General features: G+C 70.9%; 22 protein-coding genes and 1 tRNA gene. 11 read left to right on the top strand and 12 right to left on the bottom strand.

The window, feature by feature from the left end:
- Nucleotides 1-4 precede the first annotated feature (4 nt).
- Nucleotides 5-382 (top strand): hypothetical protein, encoded by a 378-nt coding sequence (locus tag LX16_RS01865; protein WP_147132145.1) that lies wholly within the window; start codon nucleotides 5-7, stop codon nucleotides 380-382.
- A 42-nt stretch (nucleotides 383-424) separates the two neighbouring features.
- Here the strand turns inward: LX16_RS01865 and LX16_RS01860 are convergent, their stop codons facing one another.
- Entirely contained in the window at nucleotides 425-1000 is a 576-nt protein-coding gene (locus LX16_RS01860; RefSeq protein ID WP_244615639.1) for a TetR/AcrR family transcriptional regulator, read from the bottom strand.
- A 93-nt stretch (nucleotides 1001-1093) separates the two neighbouring features.
- Between LX16_RS01860 and LX16_RS01855 the strand changes: the two genes are divergently transcribed.
- From LX16_RS01855 to LX16_RS01840, 4 genes are all read left to right on the top strand, one after another.
- Nucleotides 1094-2287, top strand: coding sequence for a cytochrome P450 (locus tag LX16_RS01855; protein WP_147132139.1), 1194 nt, complete (start codon nucleotides 1094-1096; stop codon nucleotides 2285-2287).
- 33 nt (nucleotides 2288-2320) lie between these two features.
- Nucleotides 2321-2938, top strand: a complete 618-nt coding sequence (locus LX16_RS01850; RefSeq protein ID WP_147132136.1) for a class I SAM-dependent methyltransferase — start codon at nucleotides 2321-2323, stop codon at nucleotides 2936-2938.
- Nucleotides 2939-2957: 19 nt separating this feature from the next.
- Complete coding sequence (locus tag LX16_RS01845; RefSeq protein WP_147132134.1) at nucleotides 2958-3440, top strand: Rossmann-fold NAD(P)-binding domain-containing protein; 483 nt, start codon at nucleotides 2958-2960, stop codon at nucleotides 3438-3440.
- A 327-nt stretch (nucleotides 3441-3767) separates the two neighbouring features.
- On the top strand, nucleotides 3768-4685 hold the full coding sequence (locus LX16_RS01840; RefSeq protein WP_147132130.1) for a TIGR04222 domain-containing membrane protein: 918 nt from the start codon (nucleotides 3768-3770) through the stop codon (nucleotides 4683-4685).
- A gap of 175 nt (nucleotides 4686-4860) precedes the next feature.
- Here the strand turns inward: LX16_RS01840 and LX16_RS01835 are convergent.
- The 3 genes from LX16_RS01835 to LX16_RS01825 all read right to left on the bottom strand — a co-directional run bounded on the left by LX16_RS01835 (nucleotide 4861) and on the right by LX16_RS01825 (nucleotide 6526).
- Nucleotides 4861-4936: transfer RNA gene (locus LX16_RS01835), tRNA-Glu, on the bottom strand.
- Between the two features lie 348 nt (nucleotides 4937-5284).
- Complete coding sequence (locus LX16_RS01830) at nucleotides 5285-5797, bottom strand: DinB family protein (RefSeq protein WP_147132126.1); 513 nt, start codon at nucleotides 5795-5797, stop codon at nucleotides 5285-5287.
- Between the two features lie 186 nt (nucleotides 5798-5983).
- Complete coding sequence (locus LX16_RS01825; protein WP_147132123.1) at nucleotides 5984-6526, bottom strand: hypothetical protein; 543 nt, start codon at nucleotides 6524-6526, stop codon at nucleotides 5984-5986.
- 86 nt (nucleotides 6527-6612) lie between these two features.
- Between LX16_RS01825 and LX16_RS01820 the strand changes: the two genes are divergently transcribed.
- Nucleotides 6613-7308, top strand: coding sequence for an MBL fold metallo-hydrolase (locus LX16_RS01820; RefSeq protein ID WP_147132120.1), 696 nt, complete (start codon nucleotides 6613-6615; stop codon nucleotides 7306-7308).
- Between the two features lie 191 nt (nucleotides 7309-7499).
- Here the strand turns inward: LX16_RS01820 and LX16_RS01815 are convergent, their stop codons facing one another.
- Nucleotides 7500-8264, bottom strand: coding sequence for an RluA family pseudouridine synthase (locus LX16_RS01815; RefSeq protein ID WP_147132116.1), 765 nt, complete (start codon nucleotides 8262-8264; stop codon nucleotides 7500-7502).
- Between the two features lie 37 nt (nucleotides 8265-8301).
- Nucleotides 8302-9321, bottom strand: a complete 1020-nt coding sequence (locus tag LX16_RS01810; RefSeq protein WP_147132113.1) for a hypothetical protein — start codon at nucleotides 9319-9321, stop codon at nucleotides 8302-8304.
- A 106-nt stretch (nucleotides 9322-9427) separates the two neighbouring features.
- Here LX16_RS01810 and LX16_RS01805 point away from each other — a divergent pair, with 106 nt between their 5' ends.
- Nucleotides 9428-10105, top strand: coding sequence for an MOSC domain-containing protein (locus tag LX16_RS01805; RefSeq protein WP_147132110.1), 678 nt, complete (start codon nucleotides 9428-9430; stop codon nucleotides 10103-10105).
- Here the strand turns inward: LX16_RS01805 and LX16_RS01800 are convergent.
- Both LX16_RS01800 and LX16_RS01795 read right to left on the bottom strand, forming a co-directional pair.
- The gene (locus LX16_RS01800; RefSeq protein ID WP_211354231.1) at nucleotides 10086-10568 is read right to left on the bottom strand and encodes a hypothetical protein; all 483 of its coding nucleotides are present in this window, start codon (nucleotides 10566-10568) and stop codon (nucleotides 10086-10088) included. The genes LX16_RS01805 and LX16_RS01800 overlap by 20 nt on opposite strands.
- Nucleotides 10569-10622: 54 nt before the next feature.
- The gene (locus LX16_RS01795) at nucleotides 10623-11378 is read right to left on the bottom strand and encodes a phosphotransferase (protein ID WP_147132107.1); all 756 of its coding nucleotides are present in this window, start codon (nucleotides 11376-11378) and stop codon (nucleotides 10623-10625) included.
- A gap of 145 nt (nucleotides 11379-11523) precedes the next feature.
- Here LX16_RS01795 and LX16_RS01790 point away from each other — a divergent pair, with 145 nt between their 5' ends.
- Nucleotides 11524-12504 carry a zinc-binding dehydrogenase gene (locus tag LX16_RS01790; RefSeq protein WP_147132104.1) on the top strand — a complete coding sequence of 327 codons (981 nt, stop codon included), beginning with the start codon at nucleotides 11524-11526 and terminating at the stop codon, nucleotides 12502-12504.
- A 6-nt stretch (nucleotides 12505-12510) separates the two neighbouring features.
- Here LX16_RS01790 and LX16_RS01785 read toward each other — a convergent pair whose 3' ends face one another.
- Nucleotides 12511-13554, bottom strand: coding sequence for a S66 family peptidase (locus tag LX16_RS01785; RefSeq protein ID WP_244615638.1), 1044 nt, complete (start codon nucleotides 13552-13554; stop codon nucleotides 12511-12513).
- 119 nt (nucleotides 13555-13673) lie between these two features.
- Here LX16_RS01785 and LX16_RS01780 point away from each other — a divergent pair, with 119 nt between their 5' ends.
- Nucleotides 13674-15296, top strand: a complete 1623-nt coding sequence (locus LX16_RS01780) for a phytoene desaturase family protein (protein WP_147132096.1) — start codon at nucleotides 13674-13676, stop codon at nucleotides 15294-15296.
- A gap of 45 nt (nucleotides 15297-15341) precedes the next feature.
- Nucleotides 15342-15653, top strand: coding sequence for a helix-turn-helix domain-containing protein (locus tag LX16_RS01775; protein WP_211354230.1), 312 nt, complete (start codon nucleotides 15342-15344; stop codon nucleotides 15651-15653).
- An 86-nt stretch (nucleotides 15654-15739) separates the two neighbouring features.
- Here LX16_RS01775 and LX16_RS01770 read toward each other — a convergent pair whose 3' ends face one another.
- Both LX16_RS01770 and LX16_RS01765 read right to left on the bottom strand, forming a co-directional pair.
- On the bottom strand, nucleotides 15740-16189 hold the full coding sequence (locus tag LX16_RS01770) for a hypothetical protein (RefSeq protein WP_147132093.1): 450 nt from the start codon (nucleotides 16187-16189) through the stop codon (nucleotides 15740-15742).
- A complete protein-coding gene (locus LX16_RS01765) occupies nucleotides 16186-16821 on the bottom strand; it encodes a PadR family transcriptional regulator (RefSeq protein WP_147132090.1) in 636 nt (211 codons plus the stop codon). Before LX16_RS01765 ends, LX16_RS01770 begins: the two co-directional genes overlap by 4 nt.
- Nucleotides 16822-16949: 128 nt before the next feature.
- On the opposite strand from LX16_RS01765, the gene LX16_RS01760 reads away from it, so the two are divergent.
- Nucleotides 16950-17921 (top strand): DUF6891 domain-containing protein, encoded by a 972-nt coding sequence (locus LX16_RS01760; RefSeq protein ID WP_147132087.1) that lies wholly within the window; start codon nucleotides 16950-16952, stop codon nucleotides 17919-17921.
- A gap of 3 nt (nucleotides 17922-17924) precedes the next feature.
- Here LX16_RS01760 and LX16_RS01755 read toward each other — a convergent pair whose 3' ends face one another.
- On the bottom strand, nucleotides 17925-18527 hold the full coding sequence (locus tag LX16_RS01755; protein WP_147132085.1) for a TetR/AcrR family transcriptional regulator: 603 nt from the start codon (nucleotides 18525-18527) through the stop codon (nucleotides 17925-17927).
- Nucleotides 18528-18705 lie beyond the last annotated feature (178 nt).

Here is an 18705-nt window from a genome sequence, read left to right as displayed (position 1 = left end):
GGGAATGGGTCTGATGCTCTTCCCGGGCGGCTACGACGTGACCCACCCGGACGTGTCGTGGTCCTACCACGGTTTCCACATGTTCCGGGAATGGCTGGCGCGGGTCGAGGGACTGGAACTGACCGGGATGGCGGGGTTCGGCGGAGACCGTCCGTGGTCCGAGGTCGCCACGCCGCTGAGACCGTTGCTCGACCATCCCGACGACGACGGCCCGGACCTCACACCCGACCGGTGCGCGGCCATGCTGCCGCGCCTGGAGGCGATCCGCGATCTACCCGTCGGCGACGACCCGGTCCTCCGGTCGCACCTCGAAGACCTCGACCGTCTGATCACCGTCCTCCGATTCTGTGTGGCCCACGACGTCCCCCTCGTCTTCGCCTGACCCGGGCGCACCGTGCACGGGGTCACGCCGACGGCGGACCTCTCACGCCCGTCTGGCGGCGTCGATGAGGGCGGCGACGGTGTGTCCTATGCGTCGGGCGGCGGTCTCGGGCTCGGGTTCTCCGGCGTCGAGCCAGGCCAGGGTGCCCTCGATGGCGATGACGGGTGCCATCCGGGCGGCCCAGTCCGCCCATCCGGGATCGGGGATCTCGTCGACCAGTTGACGTAGTGCGATCTGAGTGGACTGTCCGGCGAGGTCCTGCGCGTACGGGGCGAACTCGGGTTCGCGGGCGGCGTATCGGAACAGCAGCCGGAAGCCGTCGGGGTCGGCGGCTGCGGCACGGACCAGTGCCGGTATCGAGCCGGCGTCGTGGTCGCGGCTGCCGACCGATTCGGCCAGCCGGGTGCAGGTGCGGTCGAGGACGGAGCGGTACAGGTCGGCCTTGGATTCGAAGTGCCGGTAGAGGATCACCTTGCTGATCCCGGCTTCCGCCGTGATGTCGTCGACGGCGGTGTCGGTGTATCCGGTGCGGGCGAACGCCCGGGTGGCGGCGGCCAGGATCTGGTCACGGCGTGCGGCGCGCGGCAGTCGCCGCGGTGCCGGTGTCGGTTCGGGCACCGTTCCTCCTGTCCACACCACTTGTTGACAGGTGAGTATACAAAAGCTATGTTTACTCATAGTTATACACACAAGAGTAAACTTGGAGTGGTCATGAGCCAGACGGACACCGCCGTACCGACCCTGCCGTTCGCACAACCCCACCCCCTGCTGCTGCCGCCGGTACTGCGGCGGCTTCACAACACCGGCGCGGTCCACCGGGTCAGGACGGCCACCGGCGACACGGCGTGGCTGGTCACCGGTTACGACCGTGTCAAGGCGTTGCTCTCGGACGACCGGCTCGGCATGTCACACCCCGACCCCGGCAATGCCGCCACGATCAGCGACTCGGCGTTGTTCGGCGGACGACCGGCCGGGAACTTCGACACCGAACACGCCGACCGGGCACGGATGCGGCGGCTCCTGGCACCGTTCTTCACCGCGAAACGCATGCGTGCCCTGGAACCGAGGGTCGACGCGCTGGTGGCGGACCTCATGGACGCGCTGTCCGCCGGGCCGAACCCCGCCGACCTCCACGAGGCGGTCGCGCTGCCGTTGCCGATCCTGGTGATCTGCGAGCTGCTGGGCGTGCCGTACGCCGACCGGGCGGAGTTCCGGTCCTACAGCAACGCGGCCGCCTCCACCACCGACACCGCCACATCGGAACGAGGACTCGCCGACCTGTTCGGATACATGCGGCGGCTCGTCGAGGCGAAGCGGACCGCGCCCGCCGACGACGTCGTGTCCGGCCTGTGCGCGATCGACGGCCTCGACGACGACACCGTCGCCGGGCTGGCCGCCATGCTGCTCTTCGCCGGCCACGAGACCACCGTCGCCCAGATCGGCTACGCCACGGTGCTCCTACTGTCGAACGAGGTACAACGCCGGGAAGTCGCCGAGGACCCCGCGAAGGTCGTCGGTGCGGTCGAGGAGTGCCTGCGCTTCCCCGGCTCCGGTACCGGCGGGCTGCTGCGTTACCCGCGCGTCGACATCGACATCGCCGGAACGCCCATCCCCGCCGGTGACCTGGTCCTGCTGGACATCAGTGCCGCCAACCACGACCCCGCCGCCTTTCCCGCGCCGGAACGGTTCGACATCGACCGCGCCACCCCGACCCGCCACCTGGGTTTCTCACACGGCGGCCACTACTGCATCGGCGCGCCACTGGCCCGCATCGAGATGCGATCGACGATCCGGGCACTGGTCACCCGATTCCCGACGATGCGACTCACCCGGCCCGCCGAGACACTGACCGTCCACACCGACAGACTGACCCGCTCCCTGACCGGAATCCCCGTCACCTGGTGACGCCCCCGATCCCCACACGAGTAAGGAGACACCATGAGCGAGAGTGACGGTCATCGAGAGGTATGGGATCGTTTCGCCCCCCGTTACGACGCCGCGATGCGGTTCTTCGAGCGACGATGGTTCACCGGAGGCCGGGAATGGGTCGGGGCCCGGGCGGTGGGCGAAGTCCTGGACGTCGCGATCGGCACCGGACTGAACCTGCCGCACTACCCGGCCGGCGTCCGGGTCACCGGAGTGGACTTCAGTCCCGCCATGCTGCGACAGGCCGAGATACGTGCCGCCTCGCTCGGGATTCGGCCCGTCCTGCGGCGCGCGGACGCGCAGGCCCTGCCGTTCGAGGACGCGAGCTTCGACACGGTGGTCTGCACGCTGTCGCTGTGCGGAATTCCCGACAACACGGCAGCCGTCGCGGAGATGTACCGGGTGCTGCGTCCGGGCGGCCGGCTGCTGCTGCTGGATCACGTCGCGAGCACGTGGCCGCCGATACGGTGGGGACAGATGCTGGTCGAGCGATTCACCGTCCGCACGGCGGGCGAGCACTACACCCGCCGCCAACTCCCGGTGGTGGTCGCTGCGGGATTCGCCGGTATCGAATCGCGGCGACTCAAGGCGGGCACCGTGGAACGTATCGAAGCCACGAAGCCACACTGACACCACCCATCACGACGCGGTGAGTCGGTCCACGGTGTTCGCCAGGGCCCGTGCCGCCTCGGATCTGGTGGCCGCCATTCGCGCCGGAGAGGTGATCCGGGAAATCGCACCGGACTCCGTGTACTCACTGACCGACGAAGCCGATATCGCCACGGTCGCCCGCGAAGCGCTGCTCACCGACGACCATGTCAATCGGGTCCTGACGGTCAATGGGGAACCGATCAGCCTCCGCGGTCAGGTCGAGTTGATCGGGGCGGCCCTGGGACGGACCATCCCCGTCGAGGCGTTGACGACCGAACAGATCGCGCAGCGGTATCGAAGTGCCGGAATCAGCGACGAGGAGATCGAGGCGTGGCTCCCGGAGACCGACGGCGAGCCGAACGCGGAGGATCTGCGTTCGATGCGCGATGGTGTCGACGCGCTCGCCCGGATTCTGGGACGTCGGCCCCGTTCGTACGCCGAATGGTTGGCGGACAACATCACGACCCTCGGGCCGGCCTGAGCGATTCTCGCCGACCGTGGTGACTCACATCCGCGATCGGTGGCACAGAAACCACGACCGCCGTCACAGGGTGGCCGAACCTTCAGGGCCGTCGCCCAGCAGTACGTAAAGCCCAGTCTTGGCCTCGGCCGGCCCAGGACACGCACTTCCCCGTGCGCCGCCCCGACACCACGGGGACCCACCGCCCGGCCTGGCCGGGCGGGACCGGTCCCGGTCGGCTCATCGCATGCTCGACATCCGGCATGAAACTGTTCGATCGCCGTGTCGCCCTTGGCTTCCAGGGGTCCCGCGCGATCGTCGGCCTCTCGGATCGAAGGTGGAACCATAATGGACTGGACGGCACCTCATGTAGTGGTGGCGGTCGTGTTCTCGGCCGCGACGCAGGCCTGGTTCGTCGTGATGATGATCCTGACCGGCCGAGCTCACCGAAGGGCGGTGAGAGACTTCCCGGCCACCGAACCAGACCTCGCCTCACCCGACCTGTCGCACGAGGAGCTGGGCATGCTCGCGGAAGGCGACCGGCGGTTGGTCGAGGTGGCATTGGCACGGCTGTGGCTGGAGGGGCACGTCAGGGTGGGCGGTTGGGTCAGTCTGGTCGACGAGCCCACCGACACCGCGAAGGAGGGCTCGGCGCAGTCCGCCCGGCGGGCGGTGCTGGACCGGCTTCGCGACAGGCGGGGTATGCATCTGCCCGACATCGTGCACGCCGCGCGGCGGCGAACCGACTTCTCGGACGCACAGCGACGGCTGATCTCCGCCGGTCTGGTCAATGAGGTGGCCGAGCGTGTCACCCTTACCCGCCGCCGCGTCACCGGCGTGTATACGGCCCTGATGTCGGTGGCGATCATGGGCGTCGCGGGGAGCATGGGTGTAGCGTCGGTCGGTGCGCGTTCCGCTGGAGAAAAGGCTCAGGTCACCGGCGTGATCGTTGGCCTGTTCCTCTTCTACGTGGTGGTGACCGCGGTGACGCGCAACCGCACGGGGGGTCGGCTACATGCCACGACACCGGCCGGCCGCGAGCTGCTCGCCGCCACGGCGAGAGTGTCTCCCGAGCCGAAGCACGATCGCGTTCTGCACCGGGTTGCCCTGCACGGGTTGTCGACAGTGCCGGAGTTCGCCGAAGCCGCCCAACGGGTCGACCCGAGTGCCGGGCAGAGCACCGGTCAGCGGACGTTCTCGGTGTTCGCCTCGGTGTTCGCCGCGATCGCCGGAATCTTCGGGCCGGGCGACGGAACCAGGAGATGACCACGACCACCGCGAGGTCTACACCGCTTGACCTCTCCACCGGACTGATGCGGGTGTCGGGTTCTGCGAGTCCTACCCTCGGTCGGTGCCACCACCGTGCCACCACCGTGCCACCACAGCACCCCGAAAACCAAGAAGACCGGCACCGATGTGCCGGTCTAGCTGGGGTGTTGCGTGGTACTCCCGAGCGGATTCGAACCGCCGTTACCGCCTTGAGAGGGCGACGTCCTAGGCCACTAGACGACGGGAGCCTGTCGTTTGGAACCTCAGTAAGCGTACATGAGCCCGACAAGGCCCCGCACCCGGGTTCCGCCGTGGCGGTCCTCACCTCCGGCCGGAATCGTCGGCGCAGGTGAGGTGGCACACCGACTCCCCGCTCTCGGACAGCGGGGATCGCGGCGGCGATTCGCGCCTAGCCGCCCCCGACGCCTCCCGTGCGGGCGTCTCCGGGCCGAGGTCTGGTCCAGGCGGCACCCGGTGGGACACCTACACACCGCCCCAGATCACCCCAGGCCGTCACGGGAGCCGGCGGACGGGACAGCCACCACCAAAGCCGGTCACGGGAGCCGGCGGGCGGGTCGGCGCCGCGTGGAGGGCGGTCAGACGCCGGTGACCCCGTCGATGCGTTCCCGGATCAGGTCGGCGTGCCCGTTGTGCCGGGCGTACTCCTCGATCATGTGGACGTAGATCCACCGGAGGTTGACCTCCTGCCCCATGAACCTTCCGGTGTCGGTGAGTTCCCGTGCGGCGCAGTTGCGTCGTGCGTGTTCGATCTCGGTGCGCCAGGTGGTGAACGCCTCGGCCAGGGTCGCGCCCGGCGCCACGTCGAAGCCGCCGTCGGGTCCTTCGGGATCCGCCTGCGGATCGTGGATGGGCGGCGCGTCCTCCCCCGCCAGGATGCGCCGGAACCAGTTCCGTTCCACCTCGGCCATGTGCTGCACGAGACCGGTGAGGGTGAACAGGGACGGCGGCGTGGACGCGGTGGCGGCCTGGATGTCGTCCACACCCTGGCACTTCATCGCCAGGGTGGCCCGATGGAAGTCCAGCCACCCCTCCAGCGTCGCGCGTTCGTCGGTGTTGAGGGCCGGCATGGGGCGCTCGATCTCAGTCATCCGGCGATTGTCACCGATCCGTCACCGGACCCGCCGCAGCCCGGCCCTCACGGTGGCGCAACTCATCGCGCCTCGGGTGGGCACAGACCCGTCGACGCGCCCCGAACAGGCCCGAACATCCGTTTTTCACCACGGAGCCGGCGGCCGGCTCTGGACCACCCGAGGCGAATCAGGGGGTGGGTGGTGTCACGGCAGCCACCAGGTCTCGGCCTCGGTCGCGAACGCGGAGGACACCGGACGGTTCCGGTCGCCCTCGCGCCGCACCGCTCCGGGTACCGCCCGGCCGGCGACGGTCACACCCGCCTCCGCCATCGGCGCCGACACCAGGGAGAGTCCGTGCGGCCTGCCCGCCAACCGGAAGTCCTCGGTGCTGAACCGGCGGTGTCCGAGTGGCCCGTGGGCTTCGACGGTCACGTCACCCGCCTTCGCCCTCACTCCCTCGGCGAGGTTCACCGACACCTCCACCGGCGTGTTCTCGACGTCCGGTTCGTTCCACGGCAGGCCGGCCGCCTCGGGGAAGTGGCGGGTGAAGTCGCGGCACAGCCATCGGGCCAGGTCGGGGTTGTCGCCCAGCAACCGCACCGCACCGTCGTGCCACAACACGAGCGCCGTACCGTTTCCACGCACCGACCAGTCGACCCGCCACACCGAGGCCAGCACGGTCACCCGCCCCGCCTCGAACAATCGGACGATCGGGTTGGCACCCACCAGCAGCACATCACCGGACATGTGCACACCTTAATGAGCGGTGAGGTGTTCGCCTCCCTCGACTCGGTACGGCCGCCGCGACCGCCCTCTGCCACTAGGCTGCGGTGATGATCCGCTTCCAGCCGGTGTCCTCGGATGTCCACGTACTGCGGCACCCGGTGCTCGACGTCAACTCCACACTCGTCGTGGGCCGGGAGTGCGCGCTCCTGGTGGACACGCTCTCCTGCGCCTCACAGGCGATCCGGCTCGCGGAGGCGGTGCGGGAGGTGACGGGCCTTCCGGTCCAGGTGGTGAACACCCACGACCACTTCGACCACGTCTTCGGGAACGCGACGATCGCGCGGTTGTTGGAGGTGGCGGACTTCTGGGCGCATCCGTTCGTCGTCACCCGGCTGTCCCGCGACGCCGCCGAGATCCGGGCCGACGCCTACCGGTGGTGCCTGGCCCGTGATCTGGCCATCGCCGAGGAGGTCCGCGATACCGAGGTCCTGGTGCCGAACCGTCCCGTGGCGTCCCGAGTGGACATCGACCTGGGAGGTGTGGTCGCGTCGGTGCGTCACCTCGGCCCAGCGCACACCCGGGGCGACCTGGTGGTGGCGGCCGCCGGGGTGTTGGTCGCGGGCGACCTTGTCGAGGAGGGCGCGCCACCGGACACCGACGGCGCGGACCTGGCGGGGTGGCCGTTGGCACTGGACGCCTTGCTCCCCGAGGCGACCGGACCGGTGGTTCCGGGGCACGGTGCGGTCGTGGACGCGGACTTCGTCGTACGGCAGCGGGCGGAACTGGCCGCGCTCACTACCTGACCGGACGACCCGCGTCGCGTCCCCCTGCGCACGCCTCCACCGCATCGCACCACCGGATCGGCTCGCCCTCCGAATGACCGAGTCGTCCACTCCGGACGGTCTCGTGTCGCTACCGGTCGCGCCCCGCCACGCGGACCGCCACGGGACACTCTTGCGCCCCTGGAAAAGGCGCGGCCCGCGGCTCTACCCGTCTAGGCGCCCAGTAGGCCCTCGGCGCGAGTCAGGACGGTGTCGACGTCGATTCCCGGTACGGGGAGCCAGAAGTCCGGGCCGGGCGGCGCGACGAGGGTGACACGGGGTGAACCGTCCCGCCAGGTCGCGTCCAGGGAGAGTCGCCACGAGTGCAGCGCCGTCCGCGTGGCCTCACTCTCACCGAACAACGGGTCCCCGGTGATGGGATGCCCGATCCAGGCGAGGTGGACGCGGATCTGGTGGCGTCGACCGGTGACCGGCGACACCGCGAGCAACGTCGATTCCCGGTTCTGCCAGAGCTTCCGGAACCGGGTGAGGGACGGGTAGTTGCGGCCGGGCGATACGTCGTCCGCCGCGACCCGCCAGGTGTCGCCGTTTCGGGTGATCGCCTCGCGCGGCGCGGCGACCCGGATCCGGTTCTTGCGGCCGGTCGCCAACGGCAGGTCGATCTCCCCCGAGTCGGGCAGGCCGCGTGTCGGGGTGACCGCCAGGTACCACTTCTCGACGGTGCGGCGCTGGAACTGGCGGGTCAACGGGCCGTGCGCGGCCAGCGCGGTCGCCAGCAGCACCAGCCCGGACGTCGCCTTGTCGATGCGGTGCACCGGATACAACCGCTCCTCCGCGTCGGCCGCCATCCGCACCAGGTCGGTGCCGTGGCGTTCACCGGTCACCGACACCCCGGCGGGCTTGTCGAGCGCCAGGACCCCGGGTTCGGCCAGCAACGTGGTGTCACGGCGCAACGCCGCCCAGTCGGTATCGGTCACCGCGCGAGCCTAACGCCGGGCTCCCCGGCGACCGCGATCAGCTCGACCGGTCGGACCTTCCCGGCTCGTCGGATTCGGAGCGGTGGGGTGGTTCCTGGTCGGCGGCGGGTTGCGAGCCGCCCGGCTGTCCGGCGTGCGGCGACACGTCGGCGCCACCGGCCTGGGCGCCGCCCGGGATCCCGGGCTGGCCCGGTCCCTCCTGCGGTGCGGACTCGCGTACCGCGTCGGGGGCGTGGTCCCGGGCGCCGGGGATGTGGATCTCGGCGGCGGGTACGCCGGCGCGCACCGGCGTCGGTATCACCGGCTCGTGGGCGGGCCGGTCGGCGGGTGTCTCGGGGACGGCGTCGGGATCGGCGTCGGTGATATGGGGCAACCGCTGCCAGTCGGCCAGGGTGCGGAGCCGTCCGGCGGCGCGGGTCGCGTCCGGTCCGGCGGTGCGTGCCACCAGCTCCGCCAGTGTGAGCAGTTGGTCGCGGTCGCGCATCCGGCGGCTGGCCAGGTGGCACAGTTCCACGGTGATCGGATCGGTGCCGTCGCCGCGCAACCGCAACACCGGGTGGAACGGCACGAAGTACTCGCCGGGACGGATCGACATGGCACTGTGGACGGGTCCTCGCCGGTTGGGGACGGCCTGCGTGCCCCGGGTGCGGAACGGCGTGGCCAGGCCGTTGCCGTCGCGGTGGGCGACTCCGCCCTCCAGACGTACCGTGCAACGCAGCCCGTCCAACCGGTGCCTGACGGCGGGTGTGCCCGGCATCTCCACGACCAGTTCGTCCCCCGATACCCAGAGCCGTTGCCCGGTGAGCCATCCGCGTCGCCTTCCGGCCGACCACGCCAGGACGGCGGCGACGAGGCAGCCCAGGACGACGGCGGCGACCGCCACGGTCTCACCGGCTCCGGCGCCGGCCCGGACCAGCCGCAGCACGGTCCACGTCGCCGCGCTGGCGAGTGTGAGGACCGCGATCACGACGGCGGCGGCCCGGTGGGCCGTTCCGTCACCGGACCAGCCCCCCTCGGTCACGACGAGGGGCAGGCGGGAACGCGGGTGGGAGGGCATCGTCATCCTCGCTTTCGGGCGCACGGCGGGGGGTCGTGGTCGTGCCGCCCTCCCACGGTAGCCATAACGGTTGGCGTTCGCCGGAGGAGCGGCCTACCGTGTCGGCATGAGACTGGAGTCGCTGAACATCGGACGGGTCCGCCCGAACCCCTGGGACCCGAGGGTGGAGTCGACCGGGATCGACAAGCGGCCGGTCGCGGGGCCGGTGTGGGCGTCTGCGCCGGGCCCGAAGGGGACCGGTGCGGTCGGCCTGGCGGGTGACCGGGTGTACGACGTGGACCACCACGGCGGCGACGACCAGGCGGTCTACGCCTATGCCGCCGAGGACCTGGAGTTCTGGAGTGGCCGGCTCGACCGGGAACTCCGGCCGGGCGGCTTCGGGGAGAACTTCACCACCCGGGGCGTCGACTGGAACGGCGCACTGGTCGGGGAACGTTGGCGGGTCGGCGGGGAGGCGGTGTTCGAGGTGTCGTGTCCCCGGATCCCGTGTGCGACGTTCCGGGGGTGGATCGGTGTGAAGGGCTGGCTGCGGGACTTCACCGTCGAGGCGAGGACGGGCACGTATCTGCGGGTGGTCGAGCCCGGGCACGTGAGCCCCGGCGATCCGATCACCGTCGAGTTCCGTCCCGACCACGACGTCACGATCACCACGATGTTCAAGGCGTTGACGACCGACCGTCCGCTGCTGCCGCGCCTGCTGGCGGCGGAACGGTACCTGCCGGTGAAGGTCGCCGAGCTGGCGCGCGATCACCGTCCGGAGCGCCTCAGTCCTCGACCGGCGTGAACAGCACCAGCCTGGCCCGGAGTGCGGCGGCGTGCAGTTCGTCCCGGGTCGGGCGGCGGTCACGCGGCAACCCGATCAGGAGCCGGGACGCCGCGGCGGGACCGTGACGGGCGACGAAGGCGTCGAGCAGCGCGGCGACACCGTCCCGGTCCTCCACCACCTCGACGGTGGCGGGAAGCTCCGCCCCGGCGACCCGCAGTTCGACGGTGAGGTTCCGAACCCGTTGCGGCCAACGGGTTCCGGCCGACAGGGCCAGGAGGCGGCCGCCTTCCCACCGGTGGTAGCCGATCGGGATCTCGTAGCGGCGTCCGGTCTTGGTTCCGGTGTACCGCAGCAGCATGAGCCGCCGGCTGAGCGGGCGGTGCAGCGGTGACTTCAGGAGCAGCCGGACGGGACGATTGCCGAGGCTGATCATCCGGCGCAGTCGACTGCGGCGCGGATCGACCTTCACGGGTTCGGTCATGACGTGCCCGCCTCGGTGTGGCGGTACACGGGTGGTGTCGTCATGGGGGTCCGTTCATCGAAGGGCGGCGGTGAGGTGGTCGCGGTGCGCCCGCAGGTGGGCGCGGTCGGTCTCGTAGAGGCGGTCGTGGCCGTCGGCGAGGTGGGAGGCGAACGCGGGGTGTCCGGCGCCGGCCCGGTCGCGCATGTGGGCGATCAGGTGCCGGAGGCGTTCCACGGCGACGTCCACGAGCTGTTCGCGGTCCGGTAGGGACAGTCCGTATCCGTCGGCGAACAACCGGAGTCGCCGTGCCTGTTCGTCCACCGGTGGGCCGTCCTGGCTCAGTGGCACGAACCGGTAGGCCGCGTAGGCGACGTCCCACACCCGCGGTCCGGGGTGGGCGGTGTCGAAGTCGATGAACGCCACGGGCCGGCCGTCGCGGTACACGGTGTTGTACGGTGCGACGTCGCCGTGGCAGATCACCTCGGCGGGTTCCCGGGGCGGGAAGTACCAGTGGTCGGCCGGTTGCATCGGGAAGTCGGCGGTGGCGTCGTGGTAGGCGCGCAGCATCGCGGCGACGGCGGTGAGGTTGGCGTCGTCGCGGATGAGCGCGTCGTCCCGTTCGTCGGGGGTGTCCCCGGCGACGAAGTCGAGCACCTCGTGCCCGAGCGGGTCGATGCCGTGGGCGCGGGGCGCGCCGGTGAAGCCCAGTCCGGTGACGTGGTTGAGCAGCCGGTGCACCGTCTCCGACCAGTCCCCGACCGGCCGGTGGACCGTATGAGCCACCCGCACCACCCGGTTGACGCCACCGTGCAGCACCTCATCCGTCACGCAGGACACAGTACCGGGCGTTCGGCCGCGTGGGCCGCGTCACGTCGGATTGACTTGCACTTAAGTCCAGGTCGCAGACTGTAGGCCGGTACCCGAACGGCACACGGGCGCCGGCACACCCACCGCCCCACCGCGAGGAGGTCACATGCGCGCGATCCGGCTACACGAGTTCGGCCCACCGGAGAACCTGCGATACGAGGAGGTTCCCGATCCGGTCCCCGGCGAGGGCCGGCTGCGCGTACAGGTGAAGGCGGCCGGGGTGCAGTTGGTGGACACCGTGCTGCGGGCCGGCGGGCGGATGGGACCGGCCACGCTGCCGCCGCTGCCCGCGATCCCGGGCCGGGAGGTCGCGGGCCTGGTCGAGTCGGTGGGTCCGGGGGTTCCGGCCGATCTGGTGGGCAGGCGGGTCGCCGCGCACCTGGGCGACGACGGCGGCGGGTACGCCGAGCTCGCGGTCGTCGACGCCTCGCGGATCTTCCAGGTGGCCGACAACCTCGACTACGAGACCGCGGTGGCGATGATCGGCACCGGCCGCACCACCATGGGCATCATCGAGGCCGCCGTCATGACCGCCGAGGACGTGGTGCTGGTGCTGGCGGCGGCGGGCGGTGTGGGAAGCCTGCTGTTGCAGCACGCGCGCAACGTGGGCGCGACCGTGATCGCGGCGGCCGGCGGCGCGGAGAAGACCCGCCGGTGTGAGGGCATGGGCGCCGACCTCGCGGTGGACTACACGCGGCCGGACTGGACCGAACGGATCCGGGGTTGGCTGGGCGACCGGGGCGTCACGCTGGTCCTGGAGGGTGTCGGGGGCCGGTTGAGCCGGGACGCGTTCGACCTGGTCGCGCACGGTGGCAGGTTCCTGGTGTACGGCTTCAGCTCGGGTGAACCGTTCGCCCCCGAGGACGGTGAACTGTCGCAGCGCGCGATCACCTTCGACTCGGCGCTGCGGCCGACGCCGCCGACACCGCGCAGCAGTCCCGCCGAACTGCAGAAGGCGGCGCTGGCGGCGGCGGCCGACGACACGCTCATCCCCGCGTGGCAGGGTTTCGCGCTGGCCGACGCCGCCCGGGCGCACGCGGCCCTGGAGGACAGGGCGACCATGGGGAAGGTGCTGCTGGTGCCGTGACGCCGGTCAGTACGTGACGGTCAGTCGGCGGGCCGGCCCGTCCACCCGGATGGGGCCGGAGTACGGCAGCACCAGGTTCGGGTCGGTGTGTCCGAAGTTGACGTTGAGCACCACCGGGGTCTCCGGCGCGTACTCGGTCATGGCGCGCATGACGGCGGCGTTCTGGTCGGCCAGGTACCGGGCACGCGCGGCCTCGTCGTTGAGGTGGTCGAAGGACCAGCATTTCGGGCGGCCCATCAGGAGGGCACCGCAGGCGGCAAGCCAGCCTCGTTCGCCCATGTTGCGGAGCATCCTGTACACCTCGACGGCGGGCGGCAGCTCCTCGGTGGTCTCGAAGAACAGCACCGCGCCGGTCAGGTCGGCGGTGGCGGGTACGGCCTTGTCGGCCATGAGCATCCAGGAGACGACCTCCAGGCAGCCGCCCCAGCCGGTGCCGGTGACGACGCGGTCGGCGTGGTGCCACCGCCATCCGCCGGTGGGGGTGGTGTCGGGTTCGGTCTCCAGGGACGCCGGGTCGGCCCAGTCGCGGTCCACTTCGGCGATGTCGGTCTCGGGGAGCAGTTCGTACTCACCGGATTGGAACAGCGCGGCCCGCAGGCTCCGTTCCACCTCGGGGTGGATCCGGCCGCCGCGGCCGAAGTCGGTCATGACGGCGCCGCCGTAGTAGCTGGCGATCCCGAGCCGGGACAGGTAGGCGTGCATGACGGTGGAGTCGCTGTACCCGAAGAACGGCTTGGGGTGGGCGCGGAACACCTCCGGGTCCAGGTGCGGCAGGACGGTGATCAGGTCGTCGCCGCCGATGCTGCAGATCACGGCCTTGATCCGGGGGTCGGAGAAGGCGGCGTGCAGGTCGGCGGCCCGGTCGGCCGGCGCGGCGTTCATCCGCCGGGTGGTGGGGTACTCCACCGGGATGAGGCCGAAGTCCTCGGCGATGCGCCGGCTGCCGAGTTCGAACGGCAGGGGCAGGATGCCGGGTAGGCCGGAGGAGGGCGACACCAGCGCGACGTGGTCGCCGGGGCTGGGTTTGGGAGGACGGCGATGGATGATCACGCAGGTGAGCCAATCACGCCGCGACCTGCCGCGCCATCGATTTCCGGGGTGAACGGGTTCACAGCCGCCCCCGCCGACCCCCATAATGCACTGATCGACATGAATCGATCGGAGTGGCGATGGACGGCAACTACGACGTGATCGTCGTCGGCGGAGGACACAACGGACTCGTCGCGGCGGCGTACCTGGCGAAGGCGGGCATGAAGGTGTGCGTCTGCGAGGCGCGGGAGGTGGTCGGCGGCGCCGCCGTCAGCGAGCACCCGTTCGGTCCCGCGTACACGGTGACGAGCCTGTCGTACGTCGTGAGCCTGCTGCCGCCGCGTCTGGTCGCCGACCTCGGGCTCACCGCGCACGGCTACCACGTGTACCCGCAGGGACCGTACTTCGCGCCCCGCCGCGACGGCCGGTATCTCGCCCTGCCCACCGACCGGGTGGCCCGCTTCGACCAGATCGCGAAGTTCTCGCACCGCGACGCCGAACGCTACGACGACTGGGACGCCCACATGTCGCGGCTGGGTGGCATCCTCGGTCCCCTGCTGGAGCGGATACCCGCGCCGTTGGGTTCCCGGCGGCCCGCCGACCTGCTCCGGCAGGCGCGGCTGTTGGCGGACCTGCGGGGTGTCGACGTCCGCGCCGCCGCCGACATCACGAGGCTGTTGACCGACTCGATCGCCGACCTCGTGGAGGACCGGTTCGAGTCCGACGCGTTGCGGGGGCTGCTGTCGGTGTCGGGTTGCATCGGGACGTGGGCGGGTCCCCGCTCGGCCGGGACCGGTTACGTCATGCTGCACCACCACGTCGGGGAACTGGACGGCGCCGCCGGGGCGTGGGGGTTCCCGCGCGGCGGGATGGGCGGCGTGACGCAGGCGCTCGCCCGGGCCGCGCGCGGTTTCGGCGCGCAGATCCGGACGCTCGCCGAGGTCGGCGCGATCAACGTCAGGGACGGCGTGGTCACCGGGGTAAGCCTCACCGGCGGTGACGAGCTGCGCGCGCCGACCGTCATCACCACCGTGCACCCGTCCATCGCGTTCCTGCGACTGGTGGACCCGACCGCGTTGCCGACCGACTTCCTGACCGACATACGCAGGTGGAAGACCCGCAGCGGCACCGTGAAGGTCAACCTCGTGGTCGACCGGTTGCCGGTGTTCGCCTCGCATCCGGAGTTCGATCCGCAGGTCCACGGCGGCACGATCGCGCTGGCCGAGTCGCTGGACGACATCGAGACGGCGTACCAGCAGGCGGTCGCGGGCCGGGCCGCGGAGTCGCCGTTCGCGGACGTCTGCATCCCCAGCGTGTTCGACGACTCGCTGGCCCCGGAGGGTCACCACGTGGTGTCGATGTTCACGCAGTGGGTCCCGCACACCTGGGCGGACGCGCCCGACGACGCGGCCCTGGACGCCTACGCCGACCGGGTCGTCGCGCGGATGGACGCCGTCGCGCCCGGCTTCACCGACTCGATACTGCACAGGCAGGTCATCGGTCCGCACGAGATGCAACGCGACTACCACCTGGTCGGCGGGAACATCTTCCACGGCGAGTTGACACCGGGCCAGATGTTCCACACCCGGCCCGCCGCCGGTTATGCCGACCTGCGAACCCCGATATCGGGCCTGTACCAGGCCGGGTCGGCGACGCACGGCGGCGGCGGTGTCACGGGGGTACCCGGCCGCAACGTGGTCCGGCAGGTGCTCGCGGACCGCCGGTGGTGGCGCCGGAGGCCGCGGGCGCGCAACGCCACGTGACCGGGAAACACCGATCGGCCGGGTCGGCGGGGCAGAATGACGACCATGACCGACGGCGATATGAACACCGCGGGCGGCGCGACGACCGTGCTCTACCCGAGCGAGCCGGCCGAGCAGCCGCGGCCGTGCCGCGCGCCGGTGACGCTGTGGCGGCTTCAGCAGTTGCGCAAGACGCACGGCCTGACGCAGCGGGGCGTGGCCAAGGGGATGCGGGTGTCGCAGCCGCGCGTCCACGAGATCGAGCACGGTGACATAGGACGGACCGGTGTGGACGTGCTGCGGGCGTACGTCAGTGCGCTCGGGGGCGAGCTGGAGTTGGTCGCCCACGTGGACGGCCACAGTTACCGGATCGGCTGACCGCGCCCGCTTCGGAACCGTGACCGCGTCACCAGGTGACCGTGCCGGGAACGTGGCGTGGTCTCGGCGGCCCCGGGGCCGGACGGCTACCGCGGATACGCGCGGCAGCCCAACCGCTGACCGACGTCGCGTACCGTGTCGGCGAACCGCGCGCGGGTCTGCTCCTGGAATCCGATGAAGAACCGGTTCGCCAGGGGCACGAGCCAACGCGAGCCGGCACCGGCCACGTTGTACACCCGCAGGACGAGCGCGGTGTGGCCGTTCTCGGGTTCCAGCGTGTACTCGGCCCGGTACCACCAGCCGCCCTGTACGGCGATGGTGCGGCGGGAACGGTCGAGATGGACCGTCAGCGGGTAGCCGTCCTGCCGGACGGTGAACCGTTCCGGTCCGCCTTCGACCTCGCCGACCGAGTCCCCCAGCAACCACACCCGGCCGCTGCCCGGCGGTCCGGGCGTCACGTCGAGGATCGTCTGCTCGGCCCGGTCCGGCGGGACCTCCAGTACGGCGGTGAGCTCCGCCTTCAGTCGGCGTCTCATCGTGGATCGTCCTCTCCGTGGCTCCCGGCGTCCTCCGGTGGTGGTCCGGTCGGTGCCGGAGGCGGTATCCCCCAGTCGATCCGCCCGTCCGTCATCTCGTCCGCCAACGACTCGACCCAGGCGAGTTCGGCGGCGTGGCGGGAGCGTTCGTATTCGATCTCCAGTAGCGGCAGCCGCGGCAGCCCCGCCCGGGTGAGTTCGGCGAGGGTCCGTGTGGCGGCGTCGACCCGTTGCCGAAGGCCGGCCGCGCGTTCTCGCAGCGCCCGGGCCGCCTCGCCGGCCGGCAGTCCGCCCATGAGGGAGACGGCGGCGACGAAGGGGGTGGTGTCGCGGCCGATCGTGGTGAGCAGGCGACGCAGCCGCTCGGCCAGTTCCTCCCTGCCCGGGGCGGTGATGCGGTGGACGGTTCGTTCGGGGCGGCGTCCCTCCCGGGTGGTCTCCACCGGGATCACGAGGCCGTCGGCCACGAGCCGGTCCACGGCGTGGTAGAGGCTGCGCGGCAGTCCCGTCACGTAGTCCTTGTGCGTGTCGACGAGGAATCGGTGCAGGTCGTAGGTGTGGCGTGGGCCGTGGTTCAGGACCGCCAACACGGTCGTGCCCACCAGGTCCGGCCCGGCTCTGCGGCCCGCCATGTCCACCTCCTCGACTAGATATGGCAAGTCGCACTATAGCGCAATGCTCTATGGTCGGCCACCGCGAGGCACGCGCCGGTCGGGTAGTGGTGCCGTCACGACACGGTGGAGATTGGCACAATGCGGTGGTGACCGATTCTCATCAGGAACCCACGACCGACCATGTCGAGTCCATTGTGTCTCCGCTCGGCCTCGCCGCGCACAGCGTGTTGCCGGTGTCGGTCAACGCCGAGGCGGGCGACGAGCTGCGGCGCCCCACGGTCGGTGAACTGGCCACACTCGTGTTCCGGTTGGGCGACGCCGAGGACAACTGGATCGTGGTCAAACCACACCCGTTCCGCCCCAACGACTACATCCAGTCCTACCGGGAGGGCGACGGCGTGAACCAGGTCGAGATGCTGCAACCGGGCCGACCGCAGATGGGCGTGGAGGTGGACGACCCCGAGGACCTGCTCCGGCTGCTGTGCGAATGGGCCGAGGACCGTCCGGCGTGGCGGGCGCGCGAATGGCGGCCGACCGGCTTCGTCCCGCAACGGATCGCCGCCCCCGACCCGAAGGTCAAGGCCCGGGCCGAGGAACGTGCCCGTGACCTGCTGGCCCAGGGCTACTGGTCCTATGACGGTATCGCCGCCGCCCTGGCGGAGCTGGCCGAACCCGACGGCTCCCTGGACACCTGGCAGGCGGAGGAACTACTCGAACCCCTGTGGCTGGAGCGGCTCTCCGAGCAGGAGAAGTGGCCGGAGCTCACCGACTGCGACCGGCTGTCGGCCGCGTTCACCGCCCTGGCCGACGTGGGGGTCACCGCCCGAGAGAACTTCGCGTGCTGCATGTCGTGCGGAGTGGCCGAGATCCGCTCGGAGGCGGCCGAGACCGACCACGGCTACACCTTCTTCCACCAGCAGGACACCGGGCACGTCGCCGAGGGCGAACCCCTCCATCTGGGCTTCGGCGCGTACTCGGGCGACCCGGAGACGGCCGCGACGGTGGCCCGGCAGGTGGTCGCGGCACTGGAGGAACACGGCCTGACCGCCGAGTGGGACGGCGAGGTGTCGAGTCGCATCGTGCTCCCCGGCCTCCAGTGGCGTCGCCGGGTCGAGTGACGGTCAGTCCCCGACGGCGAGTCCGTCGAGGACGGCGGACAGGACGGTGTCCGCGTACTCCCGGTCAAGCGTGCCGGTGCGGTTGAGCCAGCGGTAGTGCAGCGGCCCGTACAGCAGTTCGGCCACCGTCTCGGCGTCGACGTCGTCGCGCAACCGTCCCGCCCGCTGCGCGACGCGGATCCGGGCGGCGGAGGCGTCGAGCGCCGGCCGGAGCATCAGCTCGGTGATCTGAGCGTTCAGCTCCGGATCGTGCTGCGATTCGGCGATCATGGCCCTCGCGGGCATCTCGTAACGGGGGTCGTGCAGTTCGGCGACGATCGCGTGCAGCACCTCGCGCATGTCGGCCCGCAGGTCACCGGTGTCGGGGAGGGGCGCGACCGCCGGTTCACCGCCCAGGCTGTGGCGGAAGGCGTCGGTCACGACCGCGATCTTCGACGGCCACCACCGGTAGATCGTCTGCTTTCCCGCACCCGCGCGGGCGGCGATGGCCTCGATCGTGAGCTTGTGGTACCCGACCTCGTCGAGCAGTTCCAGGGCCGCGGTGAGGATCGCCTGCCGGGAACGGTCACTACGGCGGGCGGGTCTGGCGGCGGAGTTCGTGGTCATGCGTCGATCGTAGCGCCTTGAGACGATACGTTCCGTCTCGTCCGCCGCCACCGGGCACGCCACCGGCCCGCCCACATGAGCCGCGGCCTCGACGGTGACGGACGTCACACGAATGAGACGAGACGTTTCGTCTCGTATCGGCTATCGTCGTGTTCATGCGAGACGAGACGTCTCGACT

The sequence above is a fragment of the Stackebrandtia albiflava genome (genome assembly GCF_007994225.1).
In the GTDB taxonomy this organism is placed as follows: domain Bacteria; phylum Actinomycetota; class Actinomycetes; order Mycobacteriales; family Micromonosporaceae; genus Stackebrandtia; species Stackebrandtia albiflava.
Note: the sequence above shows the minus strand (reverse complement) of the source record. Positions and strands in the feature narration are given on the sequence as shown.